Raw genomic sequence first — 18795 nt, 5'->3', positions numbered from 1 at the left:
GCCGGCGCCGGCGAGGTCGCCGGCAGGGACGAGAACCGAGGAGCGAACCCGTGCGCCTGTCCGATCATGACTATGCCGAGATCGACGGGCGCCTCGCTGCCCACGACGCGTTCCTCCGGGCCCGTTACCCGGGGGAGCGCGCCGGGCGGCAACCCGTGCACACCGTCTACGTCCCCGCCGACAGGCTCGACGGGTTCCGCGACTGGGGCGCCCTCGCCCTCGCCGCGATGGACGAGCACGACTTCCCGTGGCCCGACCCGGCCGTGCGGGACAAGCTGACCCGGGAGCCGATCGAGGACCTGCGGGTCGACTTCGAGGACGGTTACGGCGTCCGCGACGACGACCAGGAGGACGCCGCCGTCCGCAAGGCCGCCGCGATCCTCCGCGACGGCCCGCGACCACCGTTCCTCGGCCTGCGGATCAAGTCGCTGGAGGCCGCGACCCGGCGCCGCTCGCTGCGCACCCTGGACCTCTTCCTCGAGTCCTTCCAGGACCGATTCACGATCACTCTGCCCAAGGTGAGCGGCACCGACCAGGTCGCGGCGATGGTCGCGGTTTGCGAGAAACTGGAGCTTGCGTACGGCTTGAGCACCGGCTTCCTGACCTTCGAGATCCAGGTCGAACTGCCCTCGGCGGTGCTCGCCGCGGACGGCTCCGCGACCGTCGCCCGGCTGATCACCGCGGCCGCCGGACGCTGCACCGGCCTGCACTACGGGACGTACGACTACAGCGCCGCCGCCGGGGTGGCCGCCGCCTACCAGTCGATGGAGCACCCGGCCGCCGACTACGCCAAGGCGGTGATGCAGGCGGCCGCCGCGCAGACCGGCGTCCGGCTCAGCGACGGCTCCACCAACATCCTGCCGGTCGGTGCCCGCGCCGAGGTGCACGCCGCCTGGCAGCTGCACCACCGGCTGGTCCGGCGCTCCCTGGAGCGCGGCTACTACCAGGGCTGGGACCTGCATCCGGCGCAGCTGCCGAGCCGCTACGCCGCGACGTACCAGTTCTTCCGCGACGGACGGGACGCGGCCGTCACCCGGCTGCACCGCTATCTGGACCGGCAGGACAGCGGGATCATGGACGAGCCGGCCACCGCCCGCGCGCTCGCCGGATACCTGCTGCGCGGCCTCGACTGCGGCGCCCTGACCGACGCCGGCTTCCCCCGGGAGCGACTTCTCACACTGGCCTGAAGCGGCAGCATCTGCGACATCAGGGCCCGTCGAATTGTGGATGACCTCGAACCGGGGCTCGCCGGATACGTACAACTGAGCATCAGCCGGCGACAGCAGCGCCGGGAGCGCCGGGAGGCGATGAAGGTGCGACACGAACCGGTACGGACCTGGTGGGCGCCATGGCGGAAACGATGTTCCTGCGGCTGCGGCTGGTACCCGTGCCCGGACGCGGCGACCATTCCGCCGCCGGCGGTCACCCGGAGCCTGCACCTGGGCGAGGAGGAGCGGGATGACGAGGGCCACGACGGCCGGGTCGAGCACACCTGGGAACGCCCCTCGTGGAAGTGCCGGTCGTGCGGGTGCGCGTGGCCGTGCGAGCCGGCCCGGGTGATCCTGGCGGCCGAGTCGGACCGGGTGTCGCTGGCGCTGTACATGTCCGGGCACCTGGAGCAGGCCGTGGTCGACCTGCCGCGGCGGCCGCCGAGCGAGATGTTCGACCGGTTCCTGCGCTGGACCCACGTGCGCGCGGTGCATCGGCAGCGATCGCGCGGGCTGGCCGGCCTGGCCGCCTGAGCCTGCGGCGAACAAACGGGCGGCACGCGACGGCGGGCCACGACGGCCCGGCGGAACAGTGGGCGGGACGCTCAGGTCGTACCGTCAAGCGGGTTGGAGTTTTTCCTTCAGCCAGCGTGGGCTCGGATTGACGAAGCCCTCCCCGTCGATGACCACCGTCGGCACGGTCTCGTTGCCGTCGGCGAAACCCCGGACGATCGCCGCGGCCTCGGGATCCTGCCAGATGTCGACCCACTGGACCTGGTCCGCGCGGGGGCCGAGGACGGTCCGCAGGCGCACACAATACGGACAACCGGGTCGCCAGTAGACCACCGGGCGGCTGTCGGCACGCGTCGCGGCGGCGGTGACCGGGCGCGGGAAGACCAGCGGTGACGTCGCCACCGCCAGGACCAGGAAGAACACCAGCAGGACCGCGGCGGCGCCGATCGAGCCGGTGGCCCACTTGCCCGCGGCGACGACCACACCGGCCACCGCGGTCACTGCGAACAACCGCCACCGTCGTGCCATGAGCGACAGGCTATGCCACGGCGTCGAGCCCAGGAAGGCGCGCGGGCCCGTTGCACCAAGAAGAAGACGGGGGTTCCGCTGAAACAAAGCGCGACTAGGGTCGAACCCATGGTTGATCTTGTGGTGCGCTCCCGCCGGGTGATCACCCCCGACGGCGAGACCCCGGCCGCGGTCGTGGTGGAGCACGGGCGGATCGTCGCGATCCGGCCCTACGACGCGACCGCTTCCGCGGCCTCCGACGTCGATCTCGGCGACACCGTGCTGGCCCCGGGCCTGGTGGACACGCACGTGCACGTCAACGAGCCGGGCCGCACCGAGTGGGAGGGCTTCGCCACCGCGACGCGGGCCGCGGCCGCCGGCGGCGTCACCACGATCATCGACATGCCGCTGAACAGCCTGCCGCCCACCGTCAACGCCGAGGCGCTGCGGATCAAGCAGGCCGCCGCGACCGGCCAGTGTCACGTCGACGTCGGCTTCTGGGGCGGCGCCATCCCCGGCAACGCCGCCGACCTGCCCGCGTTGCACGCCGCCGGGGTCTTCGGTTTCAAGGCCTTCCTCGCCGACTCCGGCGTCCCGGAGTTCCCCCCGGTCGACCGGGAGCAGCTCGCCGCCGCGATGGCCGCCGCCGACGCCCTGTTCGTGATCCACGCCGAGGACCCGGATCACCTGCACGACGCGGCCAGCTCGCCCGCCTACGCCGACTTCCTGTCGTCCCGCCCGGCCGACGCCGAGCACGCCGCGGTCGCCACCGCCATCGCGGTCGCCCGCGCCGCGAACCGCCGGGTGCACATCCTGCACCTGTCCGCCGCCTCCGCCCTGCCGCTGATCGCCCAGGCCAGGGCCGACGGGGTCCGGGTCACCGCGGAGACGTGCCCGCACTACCTCACCCTGGACGCCGGCCGGATCCCGGACGGCGCCACCGAGTTCAAGTGCTGCCCGCCGATCCGCGACGCGGCCAACGCGGACCGGCTGTGGGCGGCCCTGGCCGACGGCCTGATCACCTGCGTGGTCAGCGACCACTCGCCGTGCACGCCGGAGCTGAAACGCCAGGACACCGGTGACTTCGCCGCGGCCTGGGGCGGCATCGCGTCGGTGCAGCTCGGCCTGCCGGTGATCTGGACCGCGGCCCGTGACCGCGGGCATGCGCTCGCCGAGGTGGTGAGCTGGATGGCGACCCGTCCGGCCGACCTGGCCGGTCTGCCGGACAAGGGCCGGATCGCGGTCGGCGCCGACGCCGACCTGGTGGCGTTCGACCCGGACGCCACGTTCGTGGTCGACGCGCACGCGCTGCACCACAAGAACCCGGTGACGCCGTACGCCGGGAAGACCCTGCACGGCGTGGTCCGCACGACGTGGCTCCGCGGCAGGCCGGTCACCGGCGCCGAGAAACACGGACACTTCCTCACGAAGGGACACCGATGAAGGATCTGCCCGACCTCGCCTCCCGCGCCTTCGGCGGCGGCGTGGTGTACGCCAACGACGAGTTCTTCGCCGCCGCCGACCATCTGGTGCTGCCCGCCCCGGCCGGGCACGCGCCGAAGACCTTCGACCACAAGGGCCAGGTCTACGACGGCTGGGAGACTCGCCGGCGGCGCGTGGCGGGCCACGACTTCGCGGTGATCCGGCTCGGCGCGCCCGGCGTGATCCGCGGTGTCGACGTGGACACCTCGTTCTTCACCGGCAACTACCCGCCGTTCGCCTCCCTCGACGCGACCGCGCTGCCCGGCTATCCCGGCCCGGCCGAGCTGGCCGAGGCCGAGTGGACGGAGATCCTGCCGCGCGCCGAGCTCAAGGGGAACGGGAGCAACGAGTTCCCGGTCTCCGGCGAGCGGCGCTGGACCCACGTGCGGCTCAACATCTTCCCGGACGGCGGGGTGGCCCGGCTGCGCGTGCACGGCGAGGTGGTCCCCGACCCGGACCTGCTGCCGAAGGTCTTCGACGTGGCCGCCGCGGAGTACGGCGGCCGGGTCGTCGATTGCAGCAACATGTTCTACGGCAACCCGCAGCGGATGCTGATGCCCGGCCTGGCGCTGAACATGGGCGACGGCTGGGAGACCTCGCGCCGCCGCGACGACGCCAACGACTGGGTGCTCGTCCAGCTCGCCGCGCCGGCCCGGCTGCGCTTCGCCGACCTGGACACCAGCCACTTCAAGGGCAACGCACCCGGCTGGGCCACGCTGACCGGCATCACCGCCGACGGCGACCAGGTCGAGCTGCTGCCCCGGACGGCGTTGCGCCCCGACACCCCGCACCGGTTCCCGCTGCGCAAGGGCCCGGAGGTGACCCACGCCCGGCTGGACATCTTCCCGGACGGCGGAATGGCCCGGTTACGTCTGCTGGGGCGTGCCGATCGGGACCACCTGTGGGCGAGAATGAGGCAGTGCCTCGAACCGTGACCCTGGTGCTGGTCGACCCGGCCGGTGAGCTGCTCGGCGCGCTGCCGCCGTTCTCCGTCGCCAGCCCGTGGTGGCAGGAGGTGTCGGAGGTGGTCGCCGCGGCGAGCGCCGACGTCACCGTGCTGCGGCTGCTGCACGCGGACCGGCCGGCGCCGCCCGGCGGGCACGTCACCTATCTCGCCGAGACGCGGGACCGGCCGGAGGGCCTGATCCCGCTCGGCGCCGACCTGGTGCCGCACGCCCACCGCGCGCCGTGGGCCGAGCCGGGCGGGCCGGCCGCCACGCTGGCCTGGGCGTCCGGCGTGCTGGACCGGCTCGGGTTCGGCGAGCTGACCGCCCACCAGCAGCGCACCTGGAATCTGTCGGCGATCTGGCGGCTGGACGGCCCGGGCGGCACGATCGCCTGGCTCAAGCAGGTGCCGTCGTTCTTCGCGCACGAGCCGGCCGTGCTGGGCCTGGTCGCTTCGGTCGCGCCCGACCTGGTGCCTTATGTGATGGCGTCCGGCAAGGCGGGCCGGATGCTGCTCGCGCATGTGCCGGGCGAGGACCGGTACGGTGCGGGCGCCGACCTGTGCGGGCAGATCGTCGAGGCCTTCCACCCGGTGCAGGCACATTTCGCCGGTCGGCTCGGCGAGTTGACCGGGGTTCCGGACAAACGGCTCGACGCCGCGCGTTTCGTGCATGTGGCCACGCCCTACCTGGACGACATCCCCGGACTGGCGGAGCTGATCGACGGCCTGCCGGCCCGGTTCGCCGAGGTCGCGGCCTGCGGCCTGCCGGACACGCTGCTGCACGGTGACCTGCACCCGGGCAACGTGCGCACCGACGGGCAGGGCGGCCTGGTGATCGTCGACTGGGGCGACTCCGCGATCGGCAATCCCGCCTTCGACCTGCTGCGGCTGATCGACGGCCTGGAGTCGCCGGAGCCGGTGCTCGCCGCGTGGGCCCGGCGCTGGCGGGCGACCGTGCCGGGCTGCGATCCGGAACGGGCCGTGGCGCTGCTGCGGCCGGTCGCCGGGCTGCTGTCGGCCGCCACCTACGCCGGGTTCCTGGCCAGCATCGAGCAGTCGGAGTGGCCCTATCACGCGGGTGACGTGCCGGAATGCCTGACCGCCGCCGGGGCGGCCATCTAAACGTATCGTTGCGGGATGGCTGATCCTCGGCGGCTGTTCCTCGATCAGATCCGGCAGGACGGCGTCCCGCTGACGCCGGAGCTGGCCACGGCCTTCGCGACGGTGCCGCGGGAGCTGTTCGTGCCGGACGGGTTCCACCGGCGCGACGGCAGCCGGGTGGAGCCGGACGACCCAGGGTTCCTGGAAGCGGTCTACCGCAACGACGTGCTGGTCACCAAGCTGCACGGGGACGTGCCGGTCAGCTCGTCCAGCCAGCCGTCGCTGATGGCGGTCATGCTGGCGGCGCTGGAGCTGCGACCCGGGATGCGGGTGCTCGAGATCGGCGCCGGGACCGGGTACAACGCGGCGCTGATGGCGGCCCTCGGCGCCGCGGTGACCAGTGTGGACGTTCAGGAGGACGTCGCCGGGCGGGCGCGCGCCGCGCTGGCCCGGGCCGGGATCGCCGGGGTGCGGGTCGTCGCCGGCGACGGCTATCTCGGGCTTCAGGATCCTTTACCGTACGACCGGATCATCGTCACCGTGGGCATCGCCGGACTCTCGCCGCACTGGTTCGCCCAGCTCGCCCCGGACGGGTTCGTGCTGGCCCCGGTCGAGCACGCCGGTCACCACCCGGTGCTCGTGGCCCGTCCCGGCGACCCGGTGCCGGCGACCGTGGTCTGCCCGTCCGGCTTCATGAGCGCCGCCGGGCCGCTCGGCGCCCGGCACGCCGGCAGCCACCCGCCGTCGGCCGGGATCCTGTCCGACCTGGTCGAGACCGCCCCGCCGCGCTGGGCGTCACCGCTGGACACCACCGCGTTCCGCGACCTCTGGTACGCCGCCGGCGCCTGGCACCGGCGGGCCACCCTGGCCGGGCTGCCCGGCCGCGAGCAGGGCCACCTGGCCCTGCTCGACGAGAGCGGCACCGGGGGCGCGGTGGTGCTGCCGGACGGCGCGATCCTGGCCGCCGGCTCCGAGGCGGAGCGGTACACCGCGATCGCCGGCGCCCTGATCGACCGCTGGTGGCGGCTGGGCCGGCCGCCGATGCGCGCCTGGCAGGTCCGCCTCACCCTGGACGGCGACCCCGCCGCCCCCATCTGGGTCCCGCACACCTGGACCCTGCCCGTGGACTCGGAGGACGCGAAACGCCGCCGGTGAGCTGGTGTCACGGGCCGGTCAGCCCACCCTGGCGCCCAGGTAGGTCAGCACGGCCATGACCCTTCTGTTGGTGTCGTCCGTCGGCGGGAGGCCCAGCTTGGCCAGGATGTTGCCGACGTGCTTGCCGACAGCGGTCTCGGTGACGAACAGCGCGCCGGCGATCGACGAGTTCGACCGCCCCTCCGCGATCAGCCCGAGCACCTCCCGCTCCCGCGGGGACAGCATGCCGAGCGGATCCCGCGGCCGGTGCAGCAGCCGCCGCACCACCTCCGGGTCGACCACCGTCCCGCCGGCGAGCACGGTCCGCAGCGCCGCCACGAACTCCTCGATGTCGGCCACTCGGTCCTTGAGCAGGTAACCCACCCCGTCGCCGGTGCCGATCAGGTCGGCGGCGTACTCCTGCTGCACGTACTGGCTCAGCACCACCACCGGCAACCCGGGCCGCATCCGGCGCAGTTGCACCGCGGCCCGCAGCCCCTCGTCGTGGAAGGCCGGCGGCATCTTGATGTCGGTGATCACCAGGTCCGGCTCGTGCGTGCCGACCGAGGTGATCAGGTGCTCGGCGTCGCCCACGGCGTCCACCACCGTGAACCCGAACCGGCCCAGCACCTGGATCAGCCCCTCGCGCAGCAGCACCCCGTCCTCGGCGAGCACCACGCGTGCGGTCACCGCGGACATGGCAGCTCCACCCGCAGCAGGGTCGGCCCACCGGCCGGGCTGGCCAGCAACAACCGGCCACCGGCGGCCGCCACCCGGTCGGCCAGCCCGGTCAGCCCGCTGCCGCCGGCCGGGTCGGCCCCGCCCCGCCCGTTGTCCTCGATCTCCAGGTCCACCCGGGTGCCGTCGCCGGTCACCCGCACCCGCGCCTCGGTGGCCCGGGCATGCTTGGCGATGTTGGTGAGCGCCTCGGCCGCCACGAAGTACGCCGTGGTCTCGATCCCCTCCGGCGGTCGTGCCGCGATCTCCGTCTCGACCGTCACCGGCACCGGCGAGCCGGCCGCCAGTTCGCGCAGCGCGGCCGGCAGCCCGAGGTCGGTCAGCACCTGCGGCCGGATCCCGTGCACCAGGTCGCGCAGCACCACCATCAGCTCCTTGGCCTGGGTGTGCGCCAGCCCGAGCGGCTCGGCGGCCGGCGAGCCGGCCGGCAGGTCCAGCCGGGCCATGCCCAGGTGCAGGGTGAGGCTGGTGAGCCGGTGCTGGGCGCCGTCGTGCAGGTCACGCTCGATCCGCCGGCGTTCCGCGTCGAACGCGTCGGCCAACCGGGCCCGCGACTGGTGCACCTCGCCGAGCTGGTCCCGCAGCGGGTCCCCGGCGCCGAGCAGCCGCCGGGCCAGCATGGCGTGCCCGGCCGCGAGCACACCGGCCAGATAGAGCAGGACCGGCGCCAGGACGATCCCGGCCAGGCAGAGCGGTGCGCTGCGCAGCCCGCCGTGCACCTCGTACGTCCCGAAGTTCCAGGTGCCGATGCTGAACGGGCTGAGCAGCATCAGCACCTCGGCCATCAGCGCCAGGAACGCGCCGAAGAAGATCGGGGGCGCCAGCAGGCCGAGCAGCAGCGTGTAGAGCACCGCGCGCCAGGTGCCCTCGTCACGCAGCCGGGCGATCAGGTCGCCGCCCGGCCCGCCGTGCAGCGGGCGCGGGTCGACCAGCCGCAGCCGGCGGCGGTCGAGGGCGGCCACCGGCAGCGCGACCAGCGGGGCCGCGACGACCAGCAGGGCGGTGCCGGCCAGGGCGAGGAAGACGACCGCGCCGTCCGGCCCGCGGCCGTGCCCGACGTCGTTCGCCGCGACCAGCAGCGGCAGCAGGCCGAGCCACAGGCCGGAGGCGAGGGGCGCGGCGATGACCGCGGTGGTGGCCAGGAACAGCACGGATCGCCAGGGCCACGGGGTGAGCAGATAGCGGCGGTCGCGGAGGGCCACGTTCAACGTAGTGGTGGACACGAATTCACCGTAGGCAACCGATCACGCCCGGCCCATCCGGCTGGCCACCGCTACGACGGTGTGGCTGGATACACCCCTCACCACCGGCCCGCCCGCCGATCCCGCCACGGACGACCGTCCGGGTCGTAGATCAGCCGGTAGGCGGGAGTCGCCCAGGCCCGCTGGAACCAGGGCAGACGCTCGGTCGAGTGGGGGATCAGCCGCCCCGGCGGGCGGGGCCCTCGCCGGCCGTTCTCGGCCCAGTCACGTAATGCCTCGGCGGCCGCGCGCATCGTGCGTACGGAAGAAATCGGGTCCAGAAGGTCTTTGGTGTCGGCCGCGTCGAGGTGCTCGCGCATCAGCTCGAGCCGGAGATCGCGGGGGAAACGCCGCGCGCCGTCGCCCAGCCCGGCCGGGTCCCGCGGCTCCCGATCGTCCCGGGTGTCGTCGAGGACGGCGCAGGACAGCTCGCTGTCGTGCGTCCACGAACGACGGTTGAAGTTGTCGCTGCCCACGCTGCACCACACGTCGTCGACGACGCACACCTTGGCGTGCACATAGATCGGCGTGCCGGCGTGATTCTCCAGGTCGAAGATGTGTACCCGGTCGGACGCGGCGTGCCGGCACAGGTCGATCGCCTGCTCGCGGCCGACCTGGTTGGGTGGCAGCGCGAACGCGCCGTCCACGTCCGGATGACGCGGCACCACGGCGATCAGGTGCAGCTCGGGATTGTCGCGCAACGCCTCGGCGAACAGCTGCGCCACCTCGGTCGACCAGAGGTATTGATCCTCCAGGTAGATCAGCCGCCGGGCCCGCTTGATCGCCTTGGTGTAGCCGCGCGCCACGGTCTGCTCGCCGAGCGGGGCGAAACTGTAGCGCGGACGCATCGCCGGGTACGTCCGCAGCACCTGCACGGTCATCGGCCCGGACGCCGGCGGATCCGGTGGCTGCGGGGGCATCCGGTCGGCGTGCAGGTCGGCGTGCTTCAGCGTGTCCATCGCGGTGGAGATCGGCCCGTGCTGGTCCAGCGGCGCCGGATCGCACCAGCGCTCGCGGAAGGTCAGGTCCAGGGCGCCGACCACCGGACCGCGCAGCTCCAGCTGGATGTCGTGCCAGGGCGGCGTCGGCCCGTACGCCGACGCCATCCGCACCGCCTGCGGATCACCGTGGTGCTCGGCGTCGTCGCGCCGGCTGTGGCACAGGTCGATCCCGCCGACGAACGCCACGTCCCGCTCGGGCCGCCCCGGGTGCCGCAGCACCACGAGTTTCTGGTGGTGTGAGCCACCGCGGCGGACCCGCTGGTCGAGCAGCACCTCGCCGCCGGCCTCGCGGATCGCGTCGCCGAGGTTCCGGTTCTCCTCCTCGCTGTACGCCAGCTTGTCCAGATGTGACCGCCAGAGCAGGCCCTTGACCAGCACGCCGCGCCGGGCCGCTGCCGCGAACAGGTCGGCGATCGTCGGTCCGTCGTCGGCGAGCACCTCGTCCGGATCGCCCCGCCAGTCGGTGAACAGCAGGTGATCACCGGCCTCGAGCTGCTCCACCTCCGCCATCAATCGGGAAAAATACGTTTTTCCGTGAATAAGCGGTTCGACGGTGTTTCCAGTGGTCCAGGTGGGTATGTCAGAGTGCGGGTTGCCGCGCTCGGCGGCGGTCAACAGCCAGTCCTCCGATGGCACAGGTAACCCCTCTGAGGTCGATGACGCCCTCACCGTAAGCCCCCCGGCCGCCGCACGCACCTTCTCGCGACCTGCGGAGGAGTCTCGTCATGAGCAGTGAACCTTTGACCACCGCCCCAGTTTCTGAAACCTCCGAGACCGCCGCCGAGACGGGACTGCTCGTCGCGGTGTTGCTCCTGGTGCTGCTGGGCACCACCGCGATCCTGCTCATGTCCTGACCGTGCGCGCCCGGATCGCGAGCACCGTGGGGACCGGGGCGCCGCCCTCACCGAACCGCTCGAACGTCAGCCCGGCGTCGAGAAAGGCCTGCAACAGCTCCGGCAACGGCCAGTGACTGGCGCCGACCCGGGACCGGACGCCCTCGGTGGTCCAGGACTCGGTGGTCCAGTGACCGTCGAGATAGCCCGGGCGGATCACCACGGCGGCGGGATCGCCGCGATCGGCGAACCCGCCGCAGAACGCCGGATGCACACCGATGTGGACGAACACGCCCCCCGGGCGCAGCACCCGGGCGGCCTCCCGCAGCACCGCGGGATAGTCCGGCATGTCGGTGTGCGCCATCACGGTCACCGCCGCGTCCACCGAGGCGTCGCGGACCGGCAAGCGGGCCGCGTCGGCGCGGGCGACCGGCAACCGCCCCGCGGCGTGTCGCAGCATGCCGGCCGAGAGGTCCGCCCCGAGCGGGGTCCAGCCCAGGTCGCGGATCGGGGCCGCATAGGCCCCGGTGCCGCAACCGATCTCCAGGCAGCGCCCGGCGCCCGGCCCGAGCAGTGTCGTCAGCGACCGGCGGATGCCGATCGGGTCGCCGGGCGTGGACCGGGCCAGGAACTCGTGCTCGTACCAATCGGCGATCTCGTCGTAGGCCGCCGTCACAGCACCCACTCGTCGTCCCGGATGATGTCGACCGTCCCTTTCGGACCGGTGCCGGTGACGGTGATGCCCGCACCGCCGACCACCACGTCGGTGTGCACTCCCGAGACGTTCAGCCCCAGCTCGGCGCGCTGCTCCGGGGTCATGCCGACGCCGCCCGGCACGGCGAACGGGAAGCTCTGACCCCACGCGACGTGACAGCCCGCGTTCTCGTCGAAGAGCGTGCTGTGGAAGACGATGCCGGCCTGCGCGATCCGGCTGTCCCGGTCGACCAGCGACACCTCGCCCAGGTGACGCGCGCCGTCGTCGGTGGCCAGCTGGGCCTCGACGATGTCCTGCCCCTCCTCGGCGGTGGCCGCGACGATCCGGCCGCCCTCGAAGGTCAGCCGCAGCCCCCGGACCAGCCGGCCCTGCAACGCGAGCGGCTTGGTGATCCGCAGCGTGCCCTCGGCCCGGCGGCGGTCCGGGCTGGTGAAGACCTCCTCGGTCGGGATGTTCGGCATGTACGGCACACCGGCGTCGTCGATCATGCCGCCACCGGTCCAGTGGCAGCCCGGGATCAGGCCGACGGTGAGGTCGGTGCCCTCGCCGTGATAGCGGACCTCGGTGAGCTCCAGCGCGTCCAGCGTCGCGCCGCGCTCGGCGAGCGTGGCGGCCCGCTGCCGCCAGGCGGCGACCGGATCGTCCTGGTCGAGGCGCATCGCGGCGCCGACCGCGGCCCAGAGCCGGTCGACGTCCGGCTCGCCGAAGACCTGGGTGGCCCAGCCCGGGTTGGGCGCGCCGATCACGGTCCAGCGCAGCTTGCCCACCACCGCGGACCGATAGGCCAGCGACTCGTCGACCCGGACCGCGGCGGCCTTGGCCGGGTCGGCGCCGTCGAGCACGTGCGGGTCGGCGTCACCGACCAGCGTGATCCAGGCGGCGCCCTGCTCGGCCCACTCGCGGGTGCGCTGGATCGCCCATGGCCGGCTGGACCGCAGCTGGTCGAGGCTCGCGTGGTCGACCGCGGAGCGGTGCATCGGCCCGTCCCGCCAGACCGGCTCGACCCAGGCGGCGCCGGCCCGATAGGCGGCCTCGACCACCGCGCGGGCGATCTCCAGATGGGCGGTGTCGGTGTTCAGCACCACGCCCTGGCCGGGCTGGATGTTGACCCCGGCGCGGACCACCACGTCGGCGAAGCGTTCGATCCAATCCATGCCGGAAGCCTAGAACGGGCCTCCGGCAAAAACCTGCCCGTCAACCGAGGTTGACAGAGTGCCGTCGTCAACGTAGGTTGACAGCATGACCGAGGCAACCGACCTTGCCGCCGCCGCGAGCAGTGCCGACCCCCGGGTCGGGCTGCGCGCCGTGGTGGCGCTGCGCCGCCTGCTGGAGGGCCTGGAGCACTTGCAGGTGGCCAATGCGCGCCGCAAAGGCTGGTCCTGGCAGGAGATCGCCGACGCGCTCGAGGTGACCCGCCAGGGCGTCCACAAGAAGCACGCACGCCTGATGCCGATGCACGACCCGCGGGAGGGCTGAGATGTTCGAGCGATTCACCGACAGCGCGCGGACGGTCGTGACCGGCGCTCAGGAGCAGGCCCGGGAGCTGGGCCACACGCGGATCGGCACGGAGCATCTGCTGCTCTCGATGCTGATGGCCGACAACGGCGCGGCCGTGGTGCTGCGCGACGCCGGCATCGACCGGGCCGCGGTGCGCGAGGCGATCGTCCGGCACGTGGGCGACCGGAGCACCGAGCCGGACGCGGTCGCGGAGCGGGACGCCGAGGACGCCGCCGCGCTCAAGGCGATCGGCATCGACCTGGACGCGGTCCGCGCCGCGATCGAGGAGAATTTCGGCGCCGGGTCGCTGCGCCTGCCCCGCCCCGCCCCGAGGAAGCGGGGGATCTTCGGGAAGCAGTACTTCACCACCAGCGGGCACATCCCGTTCTCCGCGCGCAACAAGAAGGTGCTGGAGTTGTCGCTGCGCGAGGCGATCCGGCTGAAGCACAAGTTCATCGCGCCGGAGCACATCATGCTCGGGATGCTCCGCGAGGGCGAGGGCCTGGCGACGCTGATCCTCTCCGAGCGGCAGGTGGACTTCGACCGCCTGCGCGCCGGCCTGACCCGGTCCCTGGAGGCCCGCGCGATCAGCTGATCGTCAGCCGCATCCCGGGCTCGCGGGTCCTGCGGAACCCGAGCGACTCGTAAAGGGCCGCGCCGTCGGCCGACGCCCGCAGGTCGACGGCGCGCACCCCGCGCCCGCGGAACCACGCCAGCAGGGCCTCCATGCAGCCCCGCGAGTACCCCCGCCGCCGCATGTCCGGATCGGTCACCACGTTGTAGACGTAACCGACCCGGCCGTCCGGGTTGGACGGATTCCCCAGCCGCTGCTCGATCTGCCCGAGCGCGCACGCCGCCAGCCCGTCGCCGTCCGGGCGGTCCACGACGAACGCGCCGAGCGCCGGCTCGGCCTGCCCGAGCCGGTCCACCAGGGTCTGCCGGGCAGGCTCGCGCCACTCGTCGTTCCACCCCGGCACGTCGAAGGTGCGCAGCATCACGGCCCGGAGCCGGACGAGTTCGCCCGCGTCGGCGGGCACAGCCTGACGGATCATCACCGCCGCAGGCTAACGACCTCAGTCGGTGTGCGGCAGCCGGGTGGCCGGGACGGTGCCGAGCCGGCCCTTCTGGAAGTCGTCGAAGGCCTGCTGCAACTCCGCCTTGGTGTTCATCACGAACGGGCCGTAGTGCGCCACCGGCTCGCGGATCGGCCGGCCGCCCATGATGAACAGGTCGAGCTCGCTCTTGGCCTCGACCCGGATCGCGTCGCCCGCGCCGAAGGTGGCCAGCTGCCCGAGCTGGATCGGCCGCATGTCGGTGCCGGCCCAGCCCTCGCCGGAGAGCGCGTAGACCAGAGCGTTGTACTCCGGCTGCCACGGCAGGTCGAGCCGCGCGCCCGGCTGGAGCGTCACGTGCGCCAGGTTGATCGGCGTGAAGGTCGAGCCGGGGCCCTCGTGCCCGCCCACCGAGCCCGCGATGATCCGGATCAGCGCGCCGCCGTCCGGGGTCGTGACCAGGGCGGCGGCCTTGCCGCGAATGTCCTGGTACTTCGGGTCGATCATCTTGGCGGCGCGCGGCAGGTTCACCCAGAGCTGGAGGCCGTGGAACAGGCCGCCGCTGGTCACCAGGTGCTCCGGCGGCGCCTCGATGTGCAGGATGCCGGATCCGGCGGTCATCCACTGGGTGTCGCTGTTGGTGATCGAGCCACCGCCGCCCAGCGAGTCCTGGTGGTCCATGATCCCGTCGATCATGTAAGTGACCGTTTCGAATCCCCGGTGCGGGTGCCACGGCGTGCCCTTAGGTTCTCCCGCTTGGTACAACACTTCACCCATCTGATCCAGGTGGATGAACGGGTCCAGCTCACTGAGTGGCACGCCCGCGAATGCTCGCCGGACGGGGAATCCTTCGCCCTCGAATCCCTGCGGCGCAGTCGTCAGCCGGCGCACCGGGCGGTATTCCGTCGCCACCGGGTCCAGCTTCGGCAGCCGGGGCAGAACAAGCACGTCATCAACGGTGATCGCAGGCATTTCGAGCCCTCCTGACTTCGAGGGCTTCAGCGTAGCTCTTTCAAATCTGAAAGACCAGGACTTCGCTTCAAATCTGAAGAACTAGTGAGCCGCGTCATCGGTCAGAGGGCACGAAAAAGCCCGGTCCGCCTCAGCGGCCGGGCTCGTTCGTTGCTCGTCAGTGGTCAGATGTGACCTAGTGGGCGACCCCCTTAGAGGAGGTTCTCCTCCATCACGCCGGCCACGAAAGCGGCGCGCTCGGCCGGAGTGAAGAAGAGGATCGGCCCCTCTGGGTCCTTGCTGTCGCGAACGGCGAAGCCACCGTCGGGAAGGTCGGTCACCTCGACGCAGTTGCCGCCTCCGCCGTTGCTCCGGCTGCCCTTTCGCCAGGTCACGGCGTTGCGGTCAAAGGTCCTGCCGTACGTCTTCTCGGTCATTTCTCCATCTCCTCGGCTGCTGCCTTGATCATCGCGGCAGACTCCGTATGCGGCAACGCCTTTGTCAATACATCCTCCCAGGCGTCCCTGTACCTGCCGACTTCCGCTACATCGTCCAGGTACAGGTTCCGCGTGAGCAGGTCTATGCACACGATCGGGGCAGCCTCCGGATCCGCGAAGCGGAGCATCTGGAAGCCGCCTTCCATCGGCATGTATGCGCCGGCCGAGTACGGCACGATGTGCACCTGCACGTTCTGGCGCTCCGTCATCTTGGCCAAGAACGCGAGTTGATCCCGCATCACGTCTCGTCCGCCGACCTGCCGCCGCAGCGCGCTCTCGCCGAGAACCGCCTGCATGAACGGTGCCTCTTCGCCGCTCAAGATGTCCTGGCGCTCCATGCGTGCCTCGACACGCCGCTCCGTCTCGCCTTCATTGTGCTCTGCGCGATGAGCGACAACCAGGGCGCGGGCATATGCCGCGGTCTGGAGCAGGCCCGGGATGAGCAGCGGTTCCCAGGCGTGAATGCTGGCTGCCTCTGCCTCCAGCCCCAGGTATGTCCCGAACTGCTTCGGCAAGACGTCGTTGTATGCGTGCCACCAGTCGCGTTGACGACTACCTCGGGCCAGACGGCGCAACGTCTGGAGTTCCGTCTCGTCATCGACGCCGTAGTAAATCGCCAGGTCACGGGCGTCTCGGGTAGTGACGGCAACTCGACCAAGCTCGATGCGGGACACCTTGGCGGGTGACCAGTCGAAGTGCTTGGCGACATCCTCAAGAGTGAGGCCCTTGCTTTTGCGCAGTTTGCGCAAAGCGATACCGAGGCTTCGGCCGCTTACTGAGCCCATCTGCCACCTCCAAGCGCTCGTGACCACCAGTGTTACAAACGCCCCTCCGCCCCCGAGCCTTGCACCCACCCCCAAATTTGCACGGCGCGAGGTGTTTGCACGGCGAGTCTTGCACGCCGTACGGTCTTTGCACGGATCAGTGATTTGCAGCACGCAAGCACTCATCCGTACGTGAAAGCTCGTCGGATACCTGACTCGCAGGGGGCCATGATGCACACAAGGGGCAGACGTAGGTGGTGGATCTTCGGCCGGCGTCGGTGTACTTGCGGCTTGCCCTGGCCCTGCATCGAGTCTTGGATCGCCCGGCGGCGGGAAGGCGAAGAACTCCGCACACTGACGGCTGTCAGCGACCCCGGAAAGATCACAGACGGCCGCCGCCCTGATATCCCGAGCTGGCAGACCAACACGATGCCGCTTTTCCAGGTTGCGCGGGCTGGCTCTCTGACTCCCGGCCAGGAGCGCCGCTCGCGAGGGGGTGCGCCGTGCTAGTTCCACGCACGGAACACCAAGGTGAGCGTCCCACCTGGGACTGCCGGGTCTGCGGCGAGCCGTGGCCGTGCGCCACCGCCAAGGTGGAGCTCGCCGAGCAGTACCAGAAGTTCCCGCACGGCCTCGCGCTCTTTCTCGGCTCATGTATGACCGAGGCGATCGACGACTGGGCCACGGGCTCGGGCAAGACGCCACCCGACCTGTACGACCGGTTCCTCGGTTGGTCCGAGCCGGAGGTCACGGCATGACGGACCAGGAGCCGCCGAAGAAGCGGACTGGGCTCCTCGGCCTGCTGCTAGACGCCTTCGATGTGCCGCCCGTGGTGAGGGTCGGCACCACGTTGGTCAAGGTCGACTGGATCTATATGCACGAAGGCCGCGCCGTCATCGAACTGGAGGCTGAGGACATGGCGGTTGCGGTTGAGCAGCTCGTCCTGGACAGCAAGACAGCCGCAAAGGCGCGAATGGCGACCTCGGGCGACGAGCCCTCCTAAACCCCGGCGGGGTGCGGCGCGTGACCCCCCCCGTGCACCTTCGCACCCCGCCGGCCAAGCACAACTTTCTGATGGTCGATCTCCGGCACCCCGCCGGCATCGATAAGAGTCCCGGTCCAACGAGAGGAACAGTCATGGGTGACACCGTCACTGGCAACCCCACCTCGCACCCGTACACCGGCCCCATCGACCTGACCCGCCCCCACTTCGTCGGCATCGGCGGCCTCGCCATGTCGGGTCTCGCGAAACTCTGCGCGGAGCGCGGCAGTGAGGTCACGGGCACCGACTCCGCCGATTCGGAGCGCCTGGAAGCCCTGCGCGCGCTGGGCTGCAAGGTCACCGTCGGGCACAGCGCCGAGGCCGTGGTCGGCGCATCGTGCGTCGTCTACACGACCGCGGCGGCTCAGGCCGCCGACGTGGCGGCGGCGCGGGATGCGGGCATCCCGATCGTTCATCGGGCCCAGGTCCTCCAGGAGATCGTGGGCGACCGGCGGCTGATCGCGGTCACCGGCTCGCACGGCAAGTCGACCACCACGGGTGTCCTCGCGACCGCGCTGACGGCGCTGAATGAGGACCCGACCTACCTGATCGGCGCAGACCTCAACGAGCCTGGCTCCGGAGCGCGCACCGGCAAGGGCGACCTGTTCGTGGTCGAGGCGGACGAGTCCGACCGCTCCTTCCACTTCCTCACACCGGCTGTGGTCGTGGTGACCAACATCGAGCACGACCACCCGGAGAACTACACCAGCCTCGACGACGTCCTGTCGGCCTACGTCACGTTCGCCCTGCGGCTGCGTCATCAGGGCGTCCTCGTGGTCAACGCCGACTCGCCGGTCACCGAGCGGCTGGTCAAGCAGGTACGCCGGGCGCGGCCGGACGTCCAGGTCGTCACGTTCGGCAAGGACAAGTCCTCGGTCGTGCAGCTCACGCGCATCAAGGTCCTCGGCTGGAACGCGACGGCTCAGGTCGACCTCCAGAACGGGGAGCCCGTCGCGCTGCGGCTCAAGACGCCGTCGCGGGAGCATCTGCACGACGCGGTGGCGGCGCTGGCCGTGCTCGTGCAGCTCGGCGCCAACTCGGTCGAGGCCGCGGAGGCGATCAACACCTTCGCCGAAATGCCGCGCCGCTTCGCTCGATACGGCAAGGCGGGAGGCGTCACGGTCGTGGATTGCTTCTCCGACCACCACAACGAGATCGCGGCGGACCTCCGGGCGGCGCGCTCGATCGCCGGGTCGCGCAAGGTCATCGCAGTGTTCCAGCCGACCGGCTTCGCTCGCGTCAAGGCGTTCGGAAAGGAGATGGGCGCCGCTCTGGCGGACGGCGCGGACGTCGTGATCCTGCTCGACATCCGGGGGTATGTGCCCGAGGAGGGCGTCTCCTCGGTTCTCGTCGGGGACTCGGTCGTGATGAACGACAGTCAGGTCCGTTACGCCTCCGAGGGCGGCCCGGTGGATCTCGTCGCGGCACACGCCCACCCCGGGGACGTCGTCGTACTGATGGGGACGGGCGACGTGACCGACCTGGCCGAGCCGATCCTCGCCACGCTGGAGGTCAACGCGGGGCACTCGGTCAGGTAGGCGGCTACACCCGCGGGGTGACGCTGCATTGAGAT

Annotated in this window: 22 protein-coding genes and 1 pseudogene; 13 read left to right on the top strand and 10 right to left on the bottom strand. The window is 71.6% G+C overall.

All coding sequences use genetic code 11. The features are described 5' to 3' along the window. Window positions 1-50: 50 nt before the first annotated feature. Window positions 51-1187, top strand: coding sequence for a DUF6986 family protein (locus tag Aiant_RS11770; protein WP_189333166.1), 1137 nt, complete (start codon window positions 51-53; stop codon window positions 1185-1187). A 36-nt stretch (window positions 1188-1223) separates the two neighbouring features. Beyond that, window positions 1224-1742: a hypothetical protein gene (locus tag Aiant_RS45620; protein WP_229830672.1), complete on the top strand. Its 519-nt coding sequence runs from the start codon at window positions 1224-1226 to the stop codon at window positions 1740-1742. An 84-nt stretch (window positions 1743-1826) separates the two neighbouring features. Here the strand turns inward: Aiant_RS45620 and Aiant_RS11760 are convergent, their stop codons facing one another. Then, window positions 1827-2249 carry a glutaredoxin domain-containing protein gene (locus Aiant_RS11760; protein ID WP_189333167.1) on the bottom strand — a complete coding sequence of 141 codons (423 nt, stop codon included), beginning with the start codon at window positions 2247-2249 and terminating at the stop codon, window positions 1827-1829. Window positions 2250-2357: 108 nt separating this feature from the next. On the opposite strand from Aiant_RS11760, the gene allB reads away from it, so the two are divergent. From allB to Aiant_RS11740, 4 genes are read left to right on the top strand one after another with little or no spacing between them, the layout of a single operon-like run. Beyond that, the gene (gene allB, locus Aiant_RS11755) at window positions 2358-3671 is read left to right on the top strand and encodes an allantoinase AllB (RefSeq protein ID WP_189333168.1); all 1314 of its coding nucleotides are present in this window, start codon (window positions 2358-2360) and stop codon (window positions 3669-3671) included. Next, entirely contained in the window at window positions 3668-4645 is a 978-nt protein-coding gene (gene alc, locus Aiant_RS11750; protein WP_189333169.1) for an allantoicase, read from the top strand. Before allB ends, alc begins: the two co-directional genes overlap by 4 nt. Next, a complete protein-coding gene (locus tag Aiant_RS11745) occupies window positions 4630-5778 on the top strand; it encodes a phosphotransferase family protein (protein ID WP_189333170.1) in 1149 nt (382 codons plus the stop codon). The genes alc and Aiant_RS11745 overlap by 16 nt, the downstream gene beginning before the upstream one ends. A gap of 15 nt (window positions 5779-5793) precedes the next feature. After that, on the top strand, window positions 5794-6912 hold the full coding sequence (locus Aiant_RS11740) for a protein-L-isoaspartate O-methyltransferase family protein (protein WP_189333171.1): 1119 nt from the start codon (window positions 5794-5796) through the stop codon (window positions 6910-6912). A gap of 18 nt (window positions 6913-6930) precedes the next feature. Here the strand turns inward: Aiant_RS11740 and Aiant_RS11735 are convergent, their stop codons facing one another. The 3 genes from Aiant_RS11735 to Aiant_RS11725 form a co-directional block, all read right to left on the bottom strand. After that, window positions 6931-7590, bottom strand: a complete 660-nt coding sequence (locus Aiant_RS11735; protein ID WP_189333172.1) for a response regulator transcription factor — start codon at window positions 7588-7590, stop codon at window positions 6931-6933. After that, window positions 7578-8852 carry a sensor histidine kinase gene (locus tag Aiant_RS11730; RefSeq protein WP_189333173.1) on the bottom strand — a complete coding sequence of 425 codons (1275 nt, stop codon included), beginning with the start codon at window positions 8850-8852 and terminating at the stop codon, window positions 7578-7580. The genes Aiant_RS11735 and Aiant_RS11730 overlap by 13 nt, the downstream gene beginning before the upstream one ends. Before the next feature lie 77 nt (window positions 8853-8929). Continuing rightward, entirely contained in the window at window positions 8930-10507 is a 1578-nt protein-coding gene (locus Aiant_RS11725; RefSeq protein WP_189333174.1) for a phospholipase D family protein, read from the bottom strand. A gap of 89 nt (window positions 10508-10596) precedes the next feature. Here Aiant_RS11725 and Aiant_RS46480 point away from each other — a divergent pair, with 89 nt between their 5' ends. After that, window positions 10597-10725 carry a hypothetical protein gene (locus Aiant_RS46480; protein WP_268248819.1) on the top strand — a complete coding sequence of 43 codons (129 nt, stop codon included), beginning with the start codon at window positions 10597-10599 and terminating at the stop codon, window positions 10723-10725. Here Aiant_RS46480 and Aiant_RS11720 read toward each other — a convergent pair. Both Aiant_RS11720 and Aiant_RS11715 read right to left on the bottom strand, forming a co-directional pair. Further along, a complete protein-coding gene (locus tag Aiant_RS11720; RefSeq protein ID WP_189333175.1) occupies window positions 10715-11389 on the bottom strand; it encodes a class I SAM-dependent methyltransferase in 675 nt (224 codons plus the stop codon). The genes Aiant_RS46480 and Aiant_RS11720 overlap by 11 nt on opposite strands. After that, on the bottom strand, window positions 11377-12573 hold the full coding sequence (locus Aiant_RS11715; protein WP_189333176.1) for an aminopeptidase: 1197 nt from the start codon (window positions 12571-12573) through the stop codon (window positions 11377-11379). Before Aiant_RS11715 ends, Aiant_RS11720 begins: the two co-directional genes overlap by 13 nt. A gap of 85 nt (window positions 12574-12658) precedes the next feature. Between Aiant_RS11715 and Aiant_RS11710 the strand changes: the two genes are divergently transcribed. The 3 genes and pseudogenes from Aiant_RS11710 to Aiant_RS11705 all read left to right on the top strand — a co-directional run bounded on the left by Aiant_RS11710 (window position 12659) and on the right by Aiant_RS11705 (window position 13511). Next, on the top strand, window positions 12659-12895 hold the full coding sequence (locus tag Aiant_RS11710; RefSeq protein ID WP_189333177.1) for a helix-turn-helix domain-containing protein: 237 nt from the start codon (window positions 12659-12661) through the stop codon (window positions 12893-12895). A gap of 1 nt (window position 12896) precedes the next feature. Further along, window positions 12897-13037: pseudogene (locus Aiant_RS47015) on the top strand (Clp protease N-terminal domain-containing protein); the annotation flags it as partial. Further along, window positions 13011-13511: a Clp protease N-terminal domain-containing protein gene (locus Aiant_RS11705; protein WP_425322691.1), complete on the top strand. Its 501-nt coding sequence runs from the start codon at window positions 13011-13013 to the stop codon at window positions 13509-13511. The pseudogene Aiant_RS47015 and the gene Aiant_RS11705, both read left to right, overlap by 27 nt. Here the strand turns inward: Aiant_RS11705 and Aiant_RS11700 are convergent. From Aiant_RS11700 to Aiant_RS11685, 4 genes are all read right to left on the bottom strand, one after another. Beyond that, window positions 13504-13968 (bottom strand): GNAT family N-acetyltransferase, encoded by a 465-nt coding sequence (locus Aiant_RS11700; RefSeq protein WP_189333483.1) that lies wholly within the window; start codon window positions 13966-13968, stop codon window positions 13504-13506. The two genes, Aiant_RS11705 and Aiant_RS11700, sit on opposite strands and share 8 nt — an antisense overlap. Before the next feature lie 21 nt (window positions 13969-13989). Then, window positions 13990-14940 (bottom strand): pirin family protein, encoded by a 951-nt coding sequence (locus Aiant_RS11695; RefSeq protein WP_189333179.1) that lies wholly within the window; start codon window positions 14938-14940, stop codon window positions 13990-13992. Between the two features lie 191 nt (window positions 14941-15131). Then, window positions 15132-15356 (bottom strand): DUF397 domain-containing protein, encoded by a 225-nt coding sequence (locus Aiant_RS11690; protein ID WP_189333180.1) that lies wholly within the window; start codon window positions 15354-15356, stop codon window positions 15132-15134. Then, a complete protein-coding gene (locus Aiant_RS11685) occupies window positions 15353-16165 on the bottom strand; it encodes a helix-turn-helix domain-containing protein (protein WP_189333181.1) in 813 nt (270 codons plus the stop codon). Before Aiant_RS11685 ends, Aiant_RS11690 begins: the two co-directional genes overlap by 4 nt. Before the next feature lie 518 nt (window positions 16166-16683). Here Aiant_RS11685 and Aiant_RS11680 point away from each other — a divergent pair. The 3 genes from Aiant_RS11680 to Aiant_RS11670 all read left to right on the top strand — a co-directional run bounded on the left by Aiant_RS11680 (window position 16684) and on the right by Aiant_RS11670 (window position 18760). Then, window positions 16684-16938 carry a hypothetical protein gene (locus Aiant_RS11680; protein ID WP_189333182.1) on the top strand — a complete coding sequence of 85 codons (255 nt, stop codon included), beginning with the start codon at window positions 16684-16686 and terminating at the stop codon, window positions 16936-16938. Beyond that, window positions 16935-17183: a hypothetical protein gene (locus tag Aiant_RS11675; RefSeq protein WP_189333183.1), complete on the top strand. Its 249-nt coding sequence runs from the start codon at window positions 16935-16937 to the stop codon at window positions 17181-17183. The genes Aiant_RS11680 and Aiant_RS11675 overlap by 4 nt, the downstream gene beginning before the upstream one ends. Before the next feature lie 134 nt (window positions 17184-17317). Further along, window positions 17318-18760 carry a UDP-N-acetylmuramate--L-alanine ligase gene (locus Aiant_RS11670; RefSeq protein WP_189333184.1) on the top strand — a complete coding sequence of 481 codons (1443 nt, stop codon included), beginning with the start codon at window positions 17318-17320 and terminating at the stop codon, window positions 18758-18760. Window positions 18761-18795 lie beyond the last annotated feature (35 nt).

The sequence above is a fragment of the Actinoplanes ianthinogenes genome (genome assembly GCF_018324205.1).
Classification (GTDB): domain Bacteria; phylum Actinomycetota; class Actinomycetes; order Mycobacteriales; family Micromonosporaceae; genus Actinoplanes; species Actinoplanes ianthinogenes.
Note: the sequence above shows the minus strand (reverse complement) of the source record. Positions and strands in the feature narration are given on the sequence as shown.